General features: G+C 69.5%; 14 protein-coding genes. 6 read left to right on the top strand and 8 right to left on the bottom strand.

Features of this window, described 5'->3' with window-relative positions; all coding sequences use genetic code 11:
• The first annotated feature begins 176 nt into the window (after nucleotides 1-176).
• The gene (locus G554_RS0106200; protein WP_154654199.1) at nucleotides 177-779 is read left to right on the top strand and encodes a hypothetical protein; all 603 of its coding nucleotides are present in this window, start codon (nucleotides 177-179) and stop codon (nucleotides 777-779) included.
• Nucleotides 780-977: 198 nt separating this feature from the next.
• Here the strand turns inward: G554_RS0106200 and G554_RS0106210 are convergent, their stop codons facing one another.
• From G554_RS0106210 to glsA, 3 genes are read right to left on the bottom strand one after another with little or no spacing between them, the layout of a single operon-like run.
• The gene (locus tag G554_RS0106210; RefSeq protein ID WP_051232565.1) at nucleotides 978-2,873 is read right to left on the bottom strand and encodes a heavy metal translocating P-type ATPase; all 1,896 of its coding nucleotides are present in this window, start codon (nucleotides 2,871-2,873) and stop codon (nucleotides 978-980) included.
• A complete protein-coding gene (locus tag G554_RS15030; protein WP_084648354.1) occupies nucleotides 2,870-3,313 on the bottom strand; it encodes an ArsR/SmtB family transcription factor in 444 nt (147 codons plus the stop codon). Before G554_RS15030 ends, G554_RS0106210 begins: the two co-directional genes overlap by 4 nt.
• Before the next feature lie 21 nt (nucleotides 3,314-3,334).
• Nucleotides 3,335-4,336 (bottom strand): glutaminase A, encoded by a 1,002-nt coding sequence (gene glsA / locus G554_RS0106220; RefSeq protein ID WP_027587236.1) that lies wholly within the window; start codon nucleotides 4,334-4,336, stop codon nucleotides 3,335-3,337.
• 112 nt (nucleotides 4,337-4,448) lie between these two features.
• Here glsA and G554_RS0106225 point away from each other — a divergent pair, with 112 nt between their 5' ends.
• Entirely contained in the window at nucleotides 4,449-5,297 is an 849-nt protein-coding gene (locus tag G554_RS0106225; protein WP_027587237.1) for an aldo/keto reductase, read from the top strand.
• 85 nt (nucleotides 5,298-5,382) lie between these two features.
• On the opposite strand, the gene G554_RS0106230 is transcribed toward G554_RS0106225, so the two are convergent.
• Nucleotides 5,383-7,002: a C69 family dipeptidase gene (locus tag G554_RS0106230; RefSeq protein WP_027587238.1), complete on the bottom strand. Its 1,620-nt coding sequence runs from the start codon at nucleotides 7,000-7,002 to the stop codon at nucleotides 5,383-5,385.
• Between the two features lie 173 nt (nucleotides 7,003-7,175).
• Here G554_RS0106230 and G554_RS0106235 point away from each other — a divergent pair, with 173 nt between their 5' ends.
• Together G554_RS0106235 and G554_RS0106240 are read left to right on the top strand one after the other, a co-directional pair.
• A complete protein-coding gene (locus tag G554_RS0106235) occupies nucleotides 7,176-8,552 on the top strand; it encodes a D-serine ammonia-lyase (protein ID WP_245569973.1) in 1,377 nt (458 codons plus the stop codon).
• An 80-nt stretch (nucleotides 8,553-8,632) separates the two neighbouring features.
• On the top strand, nucleotides 8,633-10,003 hold the full coding sequence (locus G554_RS0106240) for a CHAP domain-containing protein (RefSeq protein ID WP_154654200.1): 1,371 nt from the start codon (nucleotides 8,633-8,635) through the stop codon (nucleotides 10,001-10,003).
• Nucleotides 10,004-10,158: 155 nt separating this feature from the next.
• Here G554_RS0106240 and G554_RS0106245 read toward each other — a convergent pair whose 3' ends face one another.
• Both G554_RS0106245 and G554_RS0106250 read right to left on the bottom strand, forming a co-directional pair.
• Nucleotides 10,159-11,106, bottom strand: a complete 948-nt coding sequence (locus tag G554_RS0106245; RefSeq protein ID WP_027587241.1) for a hypothetical protein — start codon at nucleotides 11,104-11,106, stop codon at nucleotides 10,159-10,161.
• Between the two features lie 153 nt (nucleotides 11,107-11,259).
• Nucleotides 11,260-12,219 (bottom strand): SMP-30/gluconolactonase/LRE family protein, encoded by a 960-nt coding sequence (locus G554_RS0106250; RefSeq protein WP_027587242.1) that lies wholly within the window; start codon nucleotides 12,217-12,219, stop codon nucleotides 11,260-11,262.
• 526 nt (nucleotides 12,220-12,745) lie between these two features.
• Between G554_RS0106250 and G554_RS15035 the strand changes: the two genes are divergently transcribed.
• Nucleotides 12,746-14,836, top strand: coding sequence for a catalase (locus G554_RS15035; protein WP_051232568.1), 2,091 nt, complete (start codon nucleotides 12,746-12,748; stop codon nucleotides 14,834-14,836).
• A gap of 59 nt (nucleotides 14,837-14,895) precedes the next feature.
• Here G554_RS15035 and G554_RS0106260 read toward each other — a convergent pair whose 3' ends face one another.
• The gene (locus G554_RS0106260; protein ID WP_027587243.1) at nucleotides 14,896-15,897 is read right to left on the bottom strand and encodes a cation diffusion facilitator family transporter; all 1,002 of its coding nucleotides are present in this window, start codon (nucleotides 15,895-15,897) and stop codon (nucleotides 14,896-14,898) included.
• Entirely contained in the window at nucleotides 15,894-16,385 is a 492-nt protein-coding gene (locus G554_RS0106265) for a transporter substrate-binding domain-containing protein (RefSeq protein ID WP_027587244.1), read from the bottom strand. The genes G554_RS0106260 and G554_RS0106265 overlap by 4 nt, the downstream gene beginning before the upstream one ends.
• Before the next feature lie 371 nt (nucleotides 16,386-16,756).
• On the opposite strand from G554_RS0106265, the gene G554_RS0106270 reads away from it, so the two are divergent.
• Nucleotides 16,757-17,014 (top strand): hypothetical protein, encoded by a 258-nt coding sequence (locus G554_RS0106270; RefSeq protein ID WP_027587245.1) that lies wholly within the window; start codon nucleotides 16,757-16,759, stop codon nucleotides 17,012-17,014.
• The last annotated feature ends 80 nt before the right edge of the window (nucleotides 17,015-17,094 follow it).

The following is a 17,094-nucleotide window of genomic DNA, read 5'->3' on the forward strand; positions in this document are numbered from 1 at the left end:
CGATGGGTGCACGTCTGGGGGCGCCGGCGTCCTCGTGGAATCGCGGCTGCGACACTGGAGAGGTAATGCGTCGCGCGGACCGATCGTTCCGCACTGACATCGTTCCGACACGGAGACTCATGGAGATCGACGATGCGCGGGCATCGCCCCCGCCTCCTGACGACGAGGACGTGGACGTGGCACGGCTCGCATCCAGGGGCACACACCGGGTCGCGGCTGCGGTGGCCCGGATCCTCAGCCCGCCGTACGTCGTCTCGCTGGTGTGGGTCGTCGCCTGCCTGACCACGTCGGCGGATCCTCGTGTCCGGCTCACCTGCCTTGCCATGGGGCTCGTCTTCCTGGTGGCAGGCCCGTACCTCACTCTGGCGGTGCTGTTGAGGATCGGTGCGGTCAGCGATGCCCAGGTGGTCCGTCGCGCCGAACGCCATTGGTTGTACGGCCTCATTCTGGTGTGGGTGATGATGGGCGCGGCGGGCCTGCTGATCATCAGAGCTCCCAGTGAGCTGGTGGCGGTCGCGGCTGCGATGTTCACGGGTCTTGGACTGGTGGGACTGGCCAATCTGGTGACCAAGGCGAGCTCTCACCTGGCGACCCTTGCCGGGGCAGCCGTCGTCCTGTGGCTGCTGTGGTGGCCTGCCGGGGTCTGCTGCGCGCTGGCCGTGCCGCTCGCCGGCTGGGCTCGAGTCGATGAGGGGCGTCACTCCTGGCCCCAAGTCATTCTGGGCACAGTTCTCGGTGGGATGGGTGGAGCCTGCTACCTGCTCTACGCGAGGGTCTGATGACCTGAGCGTCCCCTGGGTGACGGCCGTCGTCACTTGTCGATGGAGCCGTCGACCTCGTCGAGGAACCAGTCCGGAGTCCCCTGCACGTCATCGAACACCGCCTCATCGGACAGCGAGGACGCGAGAAGGCACGTCTGCCGAGTGATCTGCGCAGTCCGGATGCGGCCCGACCCGCGCACGGGCCGGGCCCACACCTCAGCGTCGACCGCGCCCGGGGATCAGACGTGCCGAGTTGAGGATGAATGCGGTCTCCGAGCCGACGTGCACTATCGCGGCGAGCACCGGGGTGAGGTAGCCGAACGCCGCCAGCACCATCCCGATCAGATCGACCAGGATCGTGCCCACGAAGTTGGCCATCACGATCCGACGCGCCCGGCGCGCAGTGCCGACCGTGCGCACCAGATCGTCGAGATCGGAGCTGATGAGGACGACGTCAGCACTCTCCCGGGCGATGTCGGTGCCCGACCCCATCGCGATCCCGACATCGGCGCGGGCCAGTGCCGGCGCGTCGTTCACCCCGTCGCCGACCATCGCCACCTTGTGGCCTGCGGCGCGCTCGGCCTCGATGACCGTCAGCTTCTGCTCGGGGAGCAGCCCCGCCCGCACCTCGCCGACGCCGATCTGCCCGGCCACCGCCCGGGCGGTCTGCTCGACGTCGCCTGTGAGCATCAGGGTCCGCAGACCCATCCGGTGCAGCTCGGCCACCGACCGGCCGGCGGAGTCGCGCACCGCGTCGGCCAGCAGGATCGTCCCGATGTAGCGTCCGTCGATCCCCACGTGCACGGCGGTGGCGACGCTCTGGTCGGCCACCTGCTCGGGGACGTCGGGCACCAGTGCACGGTTCCCGGCATCGACCCGCTGGCCGGCCACCGTCGCCGAGACCCCTCTGCCCGGCTGATAGCCGAACCCCTCGCACGACGGGATCGACAGGCCCTGCGCGCGGGCGTGGGCCACGATGGCCTGGCCCAGCGGGTGCTCGGAGGAGGACTCCGGGACGGCTGCCGCGCCGAGCAGTTCATCGGCCGAGACCCCCTCGGCCGGCCGGACCCCCACCACGACGGGCTGCCCGACGGTGAGTGTTCCGGTCTTGTCGAAGACGATGGTGTCGACCGCCGACAGCGCCTCGAGATGCGTCCCGTCCTTGACGAAGGCACCCGCCCGCGCGATCCGGGCGATCGCCGCCAGCACCGCCAACGGGGTCCCGGCTGCGATCCCACAGGCACCGGCCACCACGATCACCGAGATGGTCGAGGTGAGATCACGGGTGACCAGATAGGTGATCGCGGCACCGATCAGCGCGAGATAGACCAGCCAGGCAGCCAGCCGGTCGGCGAGTCGCTGCACCGGCGGCTCGGAGGACTGCGCCTGACGGACCGCCGCCACGATCCGCCCGTAGGAGGACTCGGCACCGACCCGTTCGGCCCGCACGTCCAGAGCACCGGTCTGGTTGATCGATCCGGAGAAGACGCCGTCGCCCACCCCGACCGCCACCGGCAACGACTCCCCGGTGATCCGCGACTGGTCAACCGTCGACCGGCCGGTCACCACCACGCCGTCGACCGGGACCCGTCCGCCGGGTGCCACCACCACCAACTGCCCCGGGGCCACCTCGGACAACGCCACCTCGGCGACGCCGTCCTGCTGCCGCACCTGGACCGTGCTGGGCAGGAAGGACATCAGGTCGGTGAGCGCCTCCCGGCCGCGATCCATCGACAGATCCTCAAGGATCTCTGCGGCCAGCACGAACACCGCGATCACCAACGAGGTGGCCCACTCCCCGATCGCCGCGGCGGCGGCGATCGCGATGAGCATCGACAGCTCCATGCTCATCCGCCGGTGCCACACGTCCCGCCACGCCTCGACCAGGATCGGCCAGCAGCCGACCAGCAGACCGGCGAGGGCCACCACCGGCAGATGCGGCGAGGGCCAGGTCAGGCCCAACGCCACTGCCACCGCGCATGCGGCGACCAGGACGGTGCGCGCCAGATCCCCGCGGTCGATCCTCGCCCACAGGCTGCGGTCCTCGACGGTGGGTGAGCCGGCGTCCGGCGGCTCGCCGACTCCGGCGAGGTCGGTGGTCTGGACGGTCATCGCGGGCACTGCCCGGCCGACTGCCGGCTCTCCCCCGGCTGCCCCGCGTCGCTGCCGACCGGCAGACCGTCGGCGCCGACCGGCAGTCCGTCGGCGCCCAGGTGATGGGCCGGGATCCCGTCGACGACGTGCTCCGCCTGGAACACCGCATGGCTGACGAGCTGGCGGGCGTGCTCGTCAACCAGGCTGTAGAACACCCGGGTGCCCTCCCGGCGGGTCGCCACGATCCTGCCCCAGCGCAGTTTCGCCAGGTGTTGGGACACCACCGTCGGGGACTTGCCGACCTGCTCCGCGATCTCCCCGACCGACAACTCAGCCTCGCGCAGCGCCAGGATGATCCGGACCCGGGTGGCGTCCGACAGCAGCGAGAACACCTCGGCGGCCAGATCGGCGTACTGGCTCTCCGCGTCGAACGTGCATCTCTTCGTATCTGCACACATGCTTAGATAGTACGGCAGATCTCACCGCTGCGCGGGTGCCGAGCGCAGAATGTCGAGGCCCAGCTCGCGGGACAGCAGCTCAGCCGCCCGGCCCGCACGCACACTGTTCCCCTGGGCGTCCAGCAGCGGGGAGAAGGCGCCGAATCCTCCCTTGCCCGGGGAGGAGGCCGTGATCCCGCCACCGATACCGCTCTTGCCGGGAACCCCGACCCGCAGCATCCACTCCCCCGACGCCTCGTAGAGGCCCGCCACATTCATCGCGACCAGCGCGACCCGGGCGGCCTCGGCGCAGACCACCTGGTCACCGGTGAGCGGATTCACCCCGCCGTCGGCCAGCGTGGCGCCCATCACGGCCAGATCCACGGCGGTCACCTCCAGACAGCACTGGTCGGTGTAGAGCTCCACCGCCTCCTGCGGATCGCCCCGCAGCGCTGCCCTGGACCTCAGCAGCAGGGCGAGCGATCGATGGCGCAGGTTGGTGGCGCGCACCGCCTCGACGGTGTCCGTGTCCAGGCTGAGATCGCGTCCGGCGAAGCGGCACAGACCCTCCCGGATGAACTGCCAGCGCTCCTCGCACCGGCCCCCTGGGACCAGGCTGGTGGTGGCGATCGCCCCCGAGGTGACCATCGGGTTGGTCCGCCCTCGTGGGCTGCGCTCGACCGGCTCCAGCGAGTTGAAGGGCAGTCCGGTGGCGGTCATCCCCACCAGATCGTCGACGGCCCGGGCGCCGATCGCGTCGCAGACCAGGGCCAGCACGAAGGGCTTCGAGACGCTCATGATGAGGAAGGGGATCCGCGAGTCGCCCGCCTCGAAGGTGGCACCCTCGACATCGGCCAGCGCCAGGCCGAAGTGGCTGGGGTCCGCACCGGCCAGTGCCGGGTAGACGGTCGAGAGCTCTCCCTCCTCGACCCCGCGCAGTTCCTCGTGGGCCCGCCGCAGAAGGTCCTCGATCGGGGCGTCGGCGGGCAGCGACCCGGTGGAGACGTAGCTCCTGGGATCGGCGTGGGGCCTCGGGGTACGCATGGTGAACTCCTCCGGTCCGAGCATAGGGCCGACGCCCCTCCCGGCCCTCTCCCGGAGCCCCCGACCACCGCGGACGTAAGGTGCAGACACGCTTGACTGAAGGAGGCCCCACATGGGCGCACTGACCGACACTTTCACCCTGTCCACCGGAGCAAGGATCCCCGAGGTGGGATTCGGCACCTGGCAGATTCCCGACGGCGACACCGCATACAACGCGGTCCGGACCGCCCTGGAGACGGGCTACCGGCATATCGACACCGCCCACGGATACGGCAACGAGGCCAGCGTGGGCCGCGCCATCCGCGACTCGGGAGTCCCGCGTGAGGAGATTTTCGTCACCTCGAAGTTGCCCGCAGCGGCCAAGACCCACGATGAGGCCGTCACCCGGATGGAGGAGTCCCTGGCGCATCTGGATCTCGGCTACATCGACCTCTACCTCATCCACGCGCCCTGGCCCTGGGGCCAGCACGAGAAGCGTTTCGACGAGGGCAACCTGGCCGCCTGGGAGGTGCTGCAGGAAGGCCTCGGCGACGGCCGGCTCAAGGCGATCGGCGTCTCGAACTTCGACGTGCACGATCTGGAGAACGTTCTCACCAAGGGTGACGTCGCCCCCGCGGTCAACCAGATCCAGTACTACATCGGCTTCACCGAGCCGGTGATCTCCGGCTTCTGCCGCGACCACGACATCCTGGTGGAGGCCTACTCGCCGCTGGCCACCGGCGACATCCTCGACAACGCCGCGGTCCAGGCGATCGCCGACGCCCATCAGGTCAGCCTCGCCCAGGTGGCGCTGCGGTTCTGCCTGCAGAACGGCGTCCTGCCGCTGCCCAAGGCCGTCGGACCCGACCACATCCGCGCCAATGCGGCCCTGGACTTCCAGCTCAGCGACGAGGAGATGGCCCGGCTCAACGAGCTGCCGGACGCCGCCCCGGGGCACTACCACAACGCCACCCAGGGCTGAGGCTGGACGCCCCCTGCAGCCGGCGGGGCCGGGAGGTGCCGGACCGGTCGGCCGCGCCCCGTCCCGGCCGGGCCGGGCCGGGAGCTCAGTTGTCGGAGCGGGAGAACCGGTTGCTCATGAGGTTGCTGGCGATGACCAGCACCTTTCCCAGCAGCGCGTCGGTCTCGGCGCGCAGCTGCTCGGCGATCGTCTCATTGGCGCCCGCCAGGACCCGACGGATCTGATCCTGGTCCGCCTGCCCGTTCGCCGGGTTCTCGCGGTTCCCGGAGCCGGCCGACGCCGCCAGGGCGGCGTCGGTCACCCGGACACCGGCATGCCCGGCGGCCAGCGTCCTCTCCTGGTAGCGCTCGATCTCGGGGATGATCTCGTTGAAATGGCCGTCGGCCAGCGCCGCGATGAGGCGCTGCGCCCAGTAGAGACTGTCGGTACTGACCCGACCGGTGGTGTTCGCCAGGTAGTCGGGGGTGCGGTCCACATTGGTGTACAGCGGCACCAGGGTGTTGAACGGGTTCGAGGCGAAGGCGACCCACTGCAGCGACCGGCTCGACTCGGGCCGGTAGGGACGTACCTGCAGGATCGACAGCTCGGAGTGCCGATTGATGCCGATCGGGCGCAGCAGATGCCTCTGGGCCTCGGTGCCCAGGGCCGAGTACGGGTCGTACCGGGTGCCCTGGTAATGCAGACTCAGCACGTACTTGATGTCCTCGAGGGTGATCCGCCGCTCCGGCACCCGCGACCAGGGGATGTCGTCGGAGGCCGGGGTGTACCGCGCCGTCGGCCCGTCCCAGTCCTCGGCGTGCGGGTTGAGGGCCCGTTGCATGCTCCAGGCACGCGGGGAGTTGTAGACGTGGTCGGCATCGGAGTGGGAGCCGAAGGCCTCCCGCGGGTTGAGGACGCCACCCGGCAGGGCACCTGTCGGCCCGCCATCCGAGGCGCCACCGGCCCGGGCCGCCAGGAATCCGCTGGGCCCGGTCCCGGGCAACCGCAGGTCCAGGAAGTTGCCGGCCAGGAACTCCCGCAGGTCCGAACTGGCCAGGTGCTCGCGCCCCTCGCCGAAGGCGTCGTCGAGGTCGAAGGAGTCGATACCGAGCTGGTTGGGCATCGTGACGTATCGGTCGTCGGGCACCCGCTTGGCGATCCAGTGGTGGCCGCCGACCGTCTCCAGCCACCAGATCTCCTCGGCGTCGCTGAAGGCGATGCCATTCATCTCGTAGGTGCCGAACTGCTCCAGCAGTTGCCCGAGCCGCAGCACACCCTCTCGGGCGGTGCGGATGTACGGCAGCACGATGGTGACCAGATCCTCCTCGCCGATCCCGCCGGCCACCTCGGGCCGGTAGTCCTCCTGGCCCGGCGTCCCGCATGCCGGCTGGTACTCGACCAGCGGATCGGCGCCCAGCACCCGCTCGTTGCTGGTGAGGGTCTCGGTGGCACTCATGGCGACGTTCGCCGAGTTGATGCCGGCCTCTGCCCACACCCCCTCGTCGGTGACGGCATTCGGCACGGCGGTGTAGCGCAGCGGATCGTCGGGCAGCTCGATGATGAGGTGTCCGATCACGCTGGTGTAGCTGCGCGGCTGGTCCTGCGGGGAGACGACGATGATCCGTTTCGGATTCCACTCGCCGTTGGCCGAGTCCTCATTGCGCGCCACGATCGGCGATCCGTCGTAGCTGGCGCCCCTGCCCACCAGAATGGTTGTACAACCCACGGCGATGCCCTCTTCCTGTCCGGTTCTGCAGAAGTCCAGCTTAGGGCCGCGCGGCAGCGGCTCCGGGCGCCGGTCATCCATCATCCTGCGCCCCGATGCCGGACCGCGGATCACCCCACCCGGCGGTGCGTTCCGGGATACGGTGGAGCCGCTCGAACCGCCTGAGGAAGCCCATGACACCGACCCACTCCAGGACGCCCGAGGACGGCCTGCCTGCCGACGAGATGCCAGCCGACGACCTGGTCCACGGCCGACTCCTGACCGATTGGATCGCGGACCATCCGCTCATCGCCGATCTGATCGCCTGCCGCCCCACACAGTGGTTCAACCCCGATGTCAGACCCGCCGCCGAGGGTCTGACCCAGGTGGGCCTCAGCCCCGACGAGATCACCGGGGCCGCCGACCGGCTGGACCGCTTCGCCCCCTTCCTGGCCGCCGCATTCCCGCAGACCCGCCCGACCGGCGGCATCATCGAGTCCCCGCTGGCGGCCTCCTCAACTGACGGGGTGTGGCTCAAACTCGACTCCCAGCTGCCGATCTCCGGATCCATCAAGGCCCGTGGCGGGATCTACCAGGTCCTGCTGCACGCCGAGACGCTGGCCATCGAGGCGGGACTGCTGACCCCCGGCCAGGACTACACCGTGCTCGCCGAGCCGCGAGTACACCGCTTCTTCGCCGAGCACAGCCTGTCGGTGGCCTCCACCGGCAACCTCGGCCTGTCCATCGGGATCATGAGCGCCACCCTCGGTTTCCGCACCCAGGTGCACATGTCGGCCGACGCCCGCGGCTGGAAGAAGGAGATGCTGCGCAGCCACGGCGTCGAGGTCATCGAGTACCCCGCCGACTACTCGACAGCGATCACTGCCGCCCGTACCCGGGCCGCCGAGGCCCTCGCAGCAGGCGACCGGAGCGGCTACTTCATCGATGACGAGAACTCCTCGGCGCTGTTCCTGGGCTATGCGGTCGCCGCCCGCCGACTGTCGGCCCAGCTCCGCGCCATGGACCGCCCGGTCGACGCCGATCATCCGCTCATCGTCTACCTGCCCTGCGGGGTCGGCGGCGGGCCCGGCGGCATCGGCTTCGGCCTGAAGGTCGAGTTCGGGGACGCCGTCCACCTCATCCTCGCCGAACCCACCCACTGCCCCAGCATGTTCCTCGGCGTCTACACGGGTCTCCACTCGAAGGTCTCGGTCACCGACTTCGGCATCGACGGGCGCACTGCCGCCGACGGCCTGGCCTGTTCACGGCCCTCCGGATTCGTCGGCCAGGCAATGCAGCAGCTGATCGACGGATACCTCACCGTCGACGACGACGATCTGTTCCGGATGCTGACCACCCTCCACGACCAGCAGGGAATCGACGCCGAACCCTCGGCGGTCGCCGGGCTGGCCGGGATCGGGCGGGTCCGCGATGACGCCGGCTACCGCGATCGGATCGGCTTGGACGACGCCACCTTGTCCCGGGCCACCCAGATCGCCTGGATCACCGGCGGGTCGATGGTCCCGGCCGCCGAGATGGCCGGCTACCTGCAACGAGGCCGCGGGTTGTGACCAGGATCACAGATGACGTCCTGGAAACGGGGGCGTGTCGCGAACTCAACTGGAACCACCCGATGGTAAAAAGTCCAGAGATGAGACTTCCCCACTTTTCTCACGACCGCCTTCGCCGCGCCCGGCGTCTCGCCGCCGGGGCCGTGATGTTCTCGGTGGTCGCCTCCGTGGCCTCCACCGGAGTCGCCCACGCCGAGTCCAATCAGGACCGCCGCGATCGCCTCGAGTCCGCGCTGAGGACCTCCCAGGAATCGCTGAAGAACAGCAGGGCCGAGGCCGCCACCGCCCAGCAGAACCTCACCACCTCCCAGCAGCGGCTGGCCAGCCAGCAGGCGGTGCTGAGTCAGGCCCGGGCCGACGTCGCCGTCGCCCGGAAGGCCGATGCCGCGCTGGCCGTCAAGCTGGACCAGGCCCAGGCCGATCTCCGGGCCGCCGACGATGCCGTCGCCGCCGGGAAGACCCAGCTGGCCGCCGACCGCAAGAAGTACGCCACCACGATGAACCGGCTGGTCCAGCAGTCCAGCCCGCTGCAGGGAATCGCCGTGTTCACCACCAACCTCACCACCAACGACATCAATCAGCGCACCCAGTGGTCGGCAGTGGCCACCGACTACTCCAAGAAGGCCGTCGAGGAGATCTCCGCCAAGGTCGTCCAGCTGCAGGCGGCCGAGAAGACGCAGGCCGCCGCCACCCGGCAGGCCGCCCAGCGCAAGAAGGAGTCCCAGGCTCACCTGGAGACCACCCGCGTCCTGGAGAAGGAGGCCGCCCTGGCCGCCGATGCAGTCGCCTCCACCGTGAAGCTCAATGCCGCCACCGCCGCCGAGAAGCAGGCCCAGCTGGCGGCCGACCAGGCCGCCACCAGCAAGATCAAGGGCCAGGTCGCCGAGGTCAACGCCGCGATCAAGCGTGCTGCCGCCCGCAAGGCTGCCGCTGCCGCCGCCGCGGCCCGCCGCCAGGCCGAGGAGGCCTCCAACCGGCTGGCCACCGCAGCCGCCTCCGCCGATCGCAAGACCAGTCGCTCCGGCTCCGGGCGCCACGCCTCCAACACCGCCGGCAGCTACTCGGCGGTGGCCAACTACAACGGCGTCGACCCCTGGGGTTTCTACTGGGGCCAGTGCGTCTCCTACGCCGCCTGGAAGGTCCGTACCACCACCGGCTGGTCGAACTTCCAGAACCAGACCAATGGCGTCCACTTCGGCAACGCCGTCAACTGGGGGGCCGCCGCCCGGTCCATCGGCGTCCGCGTCGACACCTCACCGTCGGTCGGCTCGGTGGCCTGGCGCACCAGCGGCTATGCCGGTCACGTCGCCTGGGTCACTGCGGTGCACCGCGACGGCACGATCGACGTCTCCGAGTACAACTTCCAGGTCCCCGGCGGCTTCGGTACCCGCTCGCACGTCAACTGGTCGGCCGGTGGCAGCACCGGTTTCGACGGGTTCATCCACTTCTGAGTCCCGCAGGGGACGCCCCGCCGGCTCTCTCCGCCGGCGTGCGGCCACGGCGCCCAGCAGCGCTGCCGAGGACCTCGTGAGATGACCCGGCCCATGGAGGCCTCAGCGTGGCAGCGCACCGCGTGCGGCAGAGACCGCGTGCGGCAGAGCAGGGATCAGCGGGCCGGCTGGCGCTCACCCAGCGGCGAGGACCGCGTGTAGGCCTGCTGGGTCTGCGTCTGGGTCGTCTGCTGCGAGGAACCGGCGCCACCGGAATCGGGCGAGGCCGAGGAGCTGGTCGCCGAGGGGGACGGAGTCTGGACGTCCGAGGATCCTCCGGGATCCGAAGGCGAGCTCTCGTCCTCACTGGGAGTGGGGGTGGGAGTCGGCGTCGGAGTGGGAGTGGGAGTGGGCGTGGACGGGGTGACAGGAGGCCGGGTAGGCGAGGAGGTCGCGGGCCTGCTGGGAACGGTCACCGGGGGCTGACCGCCGGTCGACGTCGGTGCCGTGGTCGGCAGGTTGGTGGGCTGATCGCTGGACTGACCCCCCGAGGTCTGGGTGCCGCTGGTCGGCCTCGAGCTCGTCGGGCCGCCCTCAGCCGAGGGCCACCGATGCGTCGACGACCGGCCGCTGGTCGCGTGTGGGCCCGACCCGCTGTGACCGGCACCGGCGGCGTCGATCCCGGTCGGCGGGGTGACGGGGGGCGATGCGGGGGGCCGCGACGCCGGGTCGACCACCAGGGAGGCCCAGCTGGAGTAGGCGCCCGCCGCGCTGACGGCCGCCACCCTCACTCGCACGCTGTGCGCCGACGGCGGCCAGTTGAGAGTGACCGAGGTGACGCCGACCCGGGTGGTGTCTCCCCCATCGGGGTAGACCTCGAAGACCGAGGCCGATGGGTCGTCGGACCATGCCAGGGTGAACCTGGACCCGTCATTGGAGACCAGGTGAAGATTTCTGACGGCGGCGGGGGCCGAAGCGCCCTGAGCAGCCACCGAGGGCAGGGCGACGCCGGCTCTGCGGAGCGGAGTCGCGGTATCGCGCGAGCCGATCATGGCGGCGTCGACCACCCCGACTGCCCCGATGGAGGCAGCCGCAACGATCAGAACGACCCAGCGGCGCTTCATGAAGACCTACGCTATCCGAATTCGAGGCAAAAACTAAGTATTTCACCATGCTTCTCTCAGCGAAACCTTCGGACTCACCCGATGTGGAGAGCCGACTGGATCCGGCCGCGCCGGGGCCCCGAAGCTCCGGTCGGCCCCCCCCTCCGAGCCGCGTCAGCTGAACTGGTAGGTGCTGTGGGCCCGGCCCAGGGCGTCGGCCGAGAAGATCCAGGAGCCGCCGTCGCCGCCGAAGTCATTGGTGCAGATCAGCAGGGTCGAGGTACCGGGAATGATCATCGGATGGGTGGATCGGCGGTGGTGTCCCAGCTCCCGGTCGGGCAGCAGGACCTGCTTGACGAGCACTCCTTCGGGGTCGAAGCACAGCACCCGGCCCTGCTCGTACATCGCCACGTAGAGATTGCCGTCGGCGTCGACCGAGCAGGAGTCCGGTCCCTCCAGCCCGGCGAAGGTGTAGGGCACCGCGGTGCCATAGGGCGGGATCGAGACCCGGTCACCCTCCAGCTGGATGCAGTGCAGCCGGTTGGCGGCCATCTCGGTGACCCACAGCCGGTGCTCATCGGGGGACAGCGCCAGGCCGTTGGGGGTGGCCAGGTTCGGCACCACGGCGGTGATCTGTGAGCCGTCGACCGGTCCTGCCCCGAGGGCATCGCCGGACACGTGGTAGATCCCGCCGGTGGGATCGAACACCGGGCCGGTGAAGTCGGAGAAGTAGAAACCGCCATCGGAGTCGAAGACCATGTCATCGGGGACGTAGCCGAGCTCGGGGCCGACGATGGTCTCGAGCTCGCTGCCGTCGGGAGCCATCGCCACGATCGACCCGTTGTCGCGCATATTGGCCAGGCAGCAGACGAACAGCCGGCCGTCCCGGTGGATCTTGAGAGCCGCGGGATTCTCCCCGGTGAGGGTGGCCAGCACGGTGAGCTTCCTGCCGGTCATCTCCAGCTTGTAGACATTGCCCTCGAAGACGTCGACGAGGTGCAGATCGCCGGCCCGGTCGAAGCACAGTCCCTCGAGCTGCTTGTTCTCCGCACTGATCTGGAACCAGGGTGCGGCGACCTCGGCGGGGACCTCTCGCTCGCTGCACGGGATCCCGGACAGTTCCTTGACGCTCATCGGTTCTCCACTCGGTTGCTGACATCTGGGTTGGACGCCGGGGCCGGCCGCTGGCCCGCGGCCGGCGTCGGCGACGACGCCATCGGCATCGGCGGTCCGCCCACGCAGACCGTTGCCAGCCTAGGCGATCGGTGTGCCCGTCGCCGACGGCGCCTTTGATCGGAGCCGATCGGTGGGTACTGTGCCCATAAGGCGGTCCCGATCCAATGGCAATGAAATGCGTCTCGGGGGACGGTGATGGGGGCATCATGATGGCACTGGAATATGGTCGTACCAATTTCTCGACGAGCGCGCGATCTCTGATTTCTGAGGACTCCGCTCACTCCGAACCAGGAATTCCCAGCGATCTCCGTACACCGGAATCGATCCGGCAGCGTGGCCGACACCGAACTCCTGGTGAGCGCCTCGTCACCTGGATATCAGATGAAGGACCGACCAGCCCGATATCCGGACCTCCTGGCCCACGGCACAGATCCGGGGAGCAGCGCATTCCGGAAACCACCCACCACACCGAAGGCGGCATTTCATGACATCCGACCAGCAGCGTCCCGACCCCGAGGCACCCGGCCAGCAGGGGGACTTCCTCACCACCTCCCAGGGTGCCCGCCTGCGCGACACCGACCACTCCCTCAAGGCCGGTGCCCGCGGCCCGGTCCTGCTCCAGGACCACCATCTGCGGGAGAAGATCACCCACTTCGACCATGAGCGCATTCCCGAGCGGGTGGTCCATGCCCGCGGGGCCGCCGCGCACGGCGTCTTCGAGAGCTACGGGACGGCCGAGGAGGTGACCTCGGCGGCCTTCCTGCGCAAGGGAGCGATCACCCCGACCTTCACCCGGTTCTCCACCGTCCTGGGCTCGCGCGGCTCGGCCGACACGGTGCGCGACACCCGGGGTTTCGCGACGAAGTTCTACACCGAGGAGGGCACCTTCGACCTGGTCGGCAACAACATCCCGGTGTTCTTCATCCAGGACGGCATCAAGTTCCCCGACATCATCCATGCCGCCAAGCCCCATCCCGACCGGGAGATCCCCCAGGCGCAGTCGGCCCATGACACTTTCTGGGACTTCGTCTCGCTGCACCCCGAGGCCCAGCACCACACCCTGTGGAATATGTCGGACCGCGGGATCCCGCGCTCCTACCGGATGATGGAGGGTTTCGGGATCCACACCTTCCGGCTCATCGGCCAGGACGGCCGGACCTCCTTGGTCAAGTGGCACTGGAAGCCACGCCTGGGCGTCCACTCCCTCACCTGGGAGGAGGCGCAGATGGTCTCCGGCATCGATCCGGACTTCCACCGCCGCGATCTGGCAGACGCCATCGACGCCGGCTCCTTCCCGCAGTGGGAGCTGGGTATTCAGGTCTTCCCCGACAACGAGGAACAGAGTTTCGAGGGGATCGACCTGCTGGACCCGACCAAGTTCGTTCCCGAGGAGCTGGCGCCGGTCCAGCTGGTCGGCAGGCTCACCCTCAACCGCAATCCTCGCAACTACTTCGCCGAGACCGAGCAGGTGGCCTTCCATCCGGGCAATCTTCCGCCCGGCATCGACGTCACCGACGACCCGCTGCTGCAGGTGAGGCTGTTCTCCTACCAGGACACCCAGCTCACCCGGCTGGGCGGTCCCAACTGGAACCAGCTGCCGATCAACCGGCCGCACGCGCCGGTCGATGACATGCTGCGGGACGGGTACGGGCAGCAGGACATCCACCAGGGCATCGCCCCCTACCGACCCAACAGCCTCGGCGGGGGCTGCCCGTTCACCGCCGGTGACGCCGACCGGCCGTTCACCGACGCCCCGGTGCGCATCCCCGAGACGGTCAAGAACCGCGAGCTGTCGGCCAGCTTCTCCGACCACTACTCCCAGGCGAGGCTGTTCTGGACGAGTATGACGCCGGTGGAGCGCCAGCACATCGTCGGCGCCTACTCCTTCGAGTTGAGCAAGTGCCGGGCCCCGGAGGTCCGTCGGCGCCAGCTCGAGTGCCTGGCCAGGATCGACGGGGATCTGTGCCAGCAGGTGGCCGATGCCCTGGGGGAGGATGCCCCCGCCCCCGACCAGCCATTGGCCGAGGTGACGCCGAGCCCGGCGTTGAGCCAGCTGGGCCGCCGCTGGCCGGTGGACGGCCGCATGATCGGCCTGGTCGTCGGATCCGATCAGGACCGGGCGGAGCTGGACGCGGTCCTCGGATGGATCGACGAGCACTCCATGACGCCGGTCCTGGTGGCGCCGCACGGTGGATCGGTGGCGGGCCATCCGGTCGACGAGACCTTCGCCACCGCCCGCTCGGTGCAGTTCGACGCGCTGCTGCTGGCCGGCGACCCCGTCGCCACCCCCGACCCGGACCAGAAGGCCGATGCCCCGGCACCGGCGGGCGATGATCCGCGGATCACCCTGATGGTCGAGGAGTGCTGGCGCCATGCGAAGGCGATCGGGGCCTGGGGTCAGGGCCGGCGAGTGCTGGACGAGGCGGTGGAGGCCGGCCCCGGCGTCGTCGAGGACCAGCAGCCCCCCGCCGTCCTGTCGGCGGTCACCGAGCTGCTGGCAGCACACCGCGTCTGGGAGCGCTTCACCCCCGAACTGCCGGCTGGCGGATCCACCGATCCGACCGCCCGGCCCTGAGCCGGTTGCGCATGATCTGCGCCGGCAGGCTCGGAGGACGGCTGGGGTCCGGCCGGGGACTAGGCCGGCTCCGCCTCCTCCGGCGGAAAGGCCTGGTGCTCCGGTAGCGCAGGCAGCGGTGCGACGACGACGTCGTGGATCTTCCAGTCCAGACTCCGCAGGGCCTCGACCAGATCGGCGCACCGCTGCACCGAGAACTGCCGAGGATCTGTCGGCACCACGAAGACCTCGACATGGAACAGATGCCCCTCGTCACGGACCCGGCTCCTGACGGCGTCCACCCACGGCTGGCAGGCGGCCAGCTCGTCGATCCGTCGCAGCAGCGGGTGCGGGCGGGCGTCATCGAAGGTGCGCGCCCGCCGGTCGGTGAGCCCCCCGATCGCCGAACGCAGGTTGGACACCCCATCGCGCACGATCCCCGCAGACACCACGACGGCGGCCGTGGCATCGGCCCACCACCAGCCCAGACCGACTCCCAGCACGCCGACGATGGTGGCCAGAGCCGAGGTCCAGTTGGCCCGGCTCATCGCCGCGTCCGCGTAGAGCACCTTGTCGTGCAGCGGCTCGGCGAGTTTCATCTTGAAGTGTCCGAGCACGATCGGCGAGACATTGGTGACAGCCATCACGACGACCATCAGCCAGCCGGCCCACAGCGCGTGGCCGCCGATCACCACGATGCCGATCGGCGGCCGTTCCACCGTCACCAGGCTGATCAGCGAGTCGACCGCCAGATAGCCTCCCATCGCGAGCAGCGCCGTGGCGGCGACCAGATGGGCCACGCCGATGGAGCGGTGGAAGCCGTAGGGGTGGTCGGCGCTGGGACTCCTGCGGATCCGGTGGCTGGCGACCAGGAACGCGGCCGGCGGCAGCAGAGACAGCGCATCGTCGATCCAGGCCACCTTCATCGCCTGGGACTGGCCCGAGACCACGCCCACCAGCACAGCGATCACCAGCTGAGACGCCACTGTCAGCCATTCCAGCCGGATCGCAGCCCGCAGGGTGCGCTGGAGCGGCTCGGGGAGTTCGCGTCCGTCACCGGTGCCGCGAGAGCCGGCCGTCATCGCCGGTCCTGATGCGCCAGGAACCGTTCCAGCGAGACGAGCAGGGCATTCTCTCCCGGCCGGGTCGCCATCACCATCTTCACGGAGTCGCCGTTCGGGCTCTGCACGGTGGCATAGGGCCTGGTGAAGGCCATCTTCTCGGTCCACGGCGAGCTCGAGGTGAGGCCGCCGATCACGACATCGAGCTGACCCTCGTCGATCTCCTCGGCCAGCACGCTCTCGGCGCCGACCCGCCACCGCACCGTGGCGCCGATGCTGGCGGCGTAACTCTCCACGAGCCGTGCCTCCGAACCGCCCACCTCGCCATCGGCGCCCACCTCGGTCCACGGCGGGTTGGCAGAGACACCCACTCGCAGGCTGCCACCGGTGGCCGCGCGCAGCGAGCCATGGGTGTCGCGGGGGTACTGGGCCCCGCAGCCGGCCCCGACCATCAGGATCACTGAGGCGAGCAGGGCGATCACCGCTCGCTGCGCCCACCGTCGCGTCATCCCTGCCCCTCGCCACTCCGCCCCCGGATCGTCGCACGGTACCGCGGCACCCGTTCACCAGGAGCTGTCAGCACCGTGATTCGCGGCCCTGATCCGCGACCTTGCGTGCGCGATACCCCAGGAATTCACTCAGTGTCCTACCCCATCGGTGGGCCGCCTCTCACCCCTATGGGTGAGGCCGTCAGATCCTGGAGTCCGTACCGTGGTTGATATCTCGACGAGAACGTCGCGGAACAATGACCGTCCGCGTTTCGCCCGCCAGTGGCACACGACCGAGGAATTCGCGGTGGATGCCACATCTCGTGGAGTGGTTGGACCCCCAATGAGATGACATGTCCCATTGGGAGGAGAAGGACGGAGAGGAGTACACCATGGCTGACAAGAACAACTCAGGCCAGTTCGGCAATCGCTCGGACACCGAGGAGCAGGCCCGTAAGGGCGGCGAGCAGAGCACCGGAAAGTTCGGACAGAAGAATGCCGCCGACCCCAGCGAGGCCGCTCAGCAGAGCACCGGCAGGTTCGGACAGAAGAATGCCGCCGACCCCAGCGAGGCCGGCCGGCAGGGAGCCGAGGCTCAGCCCCACGCGGCGAAGGTCGAGGGTGGCAAGCACAGCCACGACGGCAACTGATCCCTGTTAACCCTGCGTTCCAATTGCGTGCCCGGAGGTCGGGAAAGACCTTCGGGCACGCTCCTTCGAGAAAGGCCAGC

The organism is Acidipropionibacterium thoenii DSM 20276 (assembly GCF_000423445.1).
In the GTDB taxonomy this organism is placed as follows: domain Bacteria; phylum Actinomycetota; class Actinomycetes; order Propionibacteriales; family Propionibacteriaceae; genus Acidipropionibacterium; species Acidipropionibacterium thoenii.

Bases quoted from the DNA above. Each gene is read 5' to 3' on its own strand.
- G554_RS0106210 (WP_051232565.1), bottom strand. From the start codon at position 2,873: ATGACCGTCCAGACCACCGACCTCGCCGGAGTCGGCGAGCCGCCGGAC.
- G554_RS15030 (WP_084648354.1), bottom strand. From the start codon at position 3,313: ATGTGTGCAGATACGAAGAGATGCACGTTCGACGCGGAGAGCCAGTAC.
- glsA (WP_027587236.1), bottom strand. From the start codon at position 4,336: ATGCGTACCCCGAGGCCCCACGCCGATCCCAGGAGCTACGTCTCCACC.
- G554_RS0106225 (WP_027587237.1), top strand. From the start codon at position 4,449: ATGGGCGCACTGACCGACACTTTCACCCTGTCCACCGGAGCAAGGATC.
- G554_RS0106235 (WP_245569973.1), top strand. From the start codon at position 7,176: ATGACACCGACCCACTCCAGGACGCCCGAGGACGGCCTGCCTGCCGAC.
- G554_RS0106240 (WP_154654200.1), top strand. From the start codon at position 8,633: ATGAGACTTCCCCACTTTTCTCACGACCGCCTTCGCCGCGCCCGGCGT.
- G554_RS0106245 (WP_027587241.1), bottom strand. From the start codon at position 11,106: ATGAAGCGCCGCTGGGTCGTTCTGATCGTTGCGGCTGCCTCCATCGGG.
- G554_RS0106250 (WP_027587242.1), bottom strand. From the start codon at position 12,219: ATGAGCGTCAAGGAACTGTCCGGGATCCCGTGCAGCGAGCGAGAGGTC.
- G554_RS15035 (WP_051232568.1), top strand. From the start codon at position 12,746: ATGACATCCGACCAGCAGCGTCCCGACCCCGAGGCACCCGGCCAGCAG.
- G554_RS0106260 (WP_027587243.1), bottom strand. From the start codon at position 15,897: ATGACGGCCGGCTCTCGCGGCACCGGTGACGGACGCGAACTCCCCGAG.
- G554_RS0106265 (WP_027587244.1), bottom strand. From the start codon at position 16,385: ATGACGCGACGGTGGGCGCAGCGAGCGGTGATCGCCCTGCTCGCCTCA.
- G554_RS0106270 (WP_027587245.1), top strand. From the start codon at position 16,757: ATGGCTGACAAGAACAACTCAGGCCAGTTCGGCAATCGCTCGGACACC.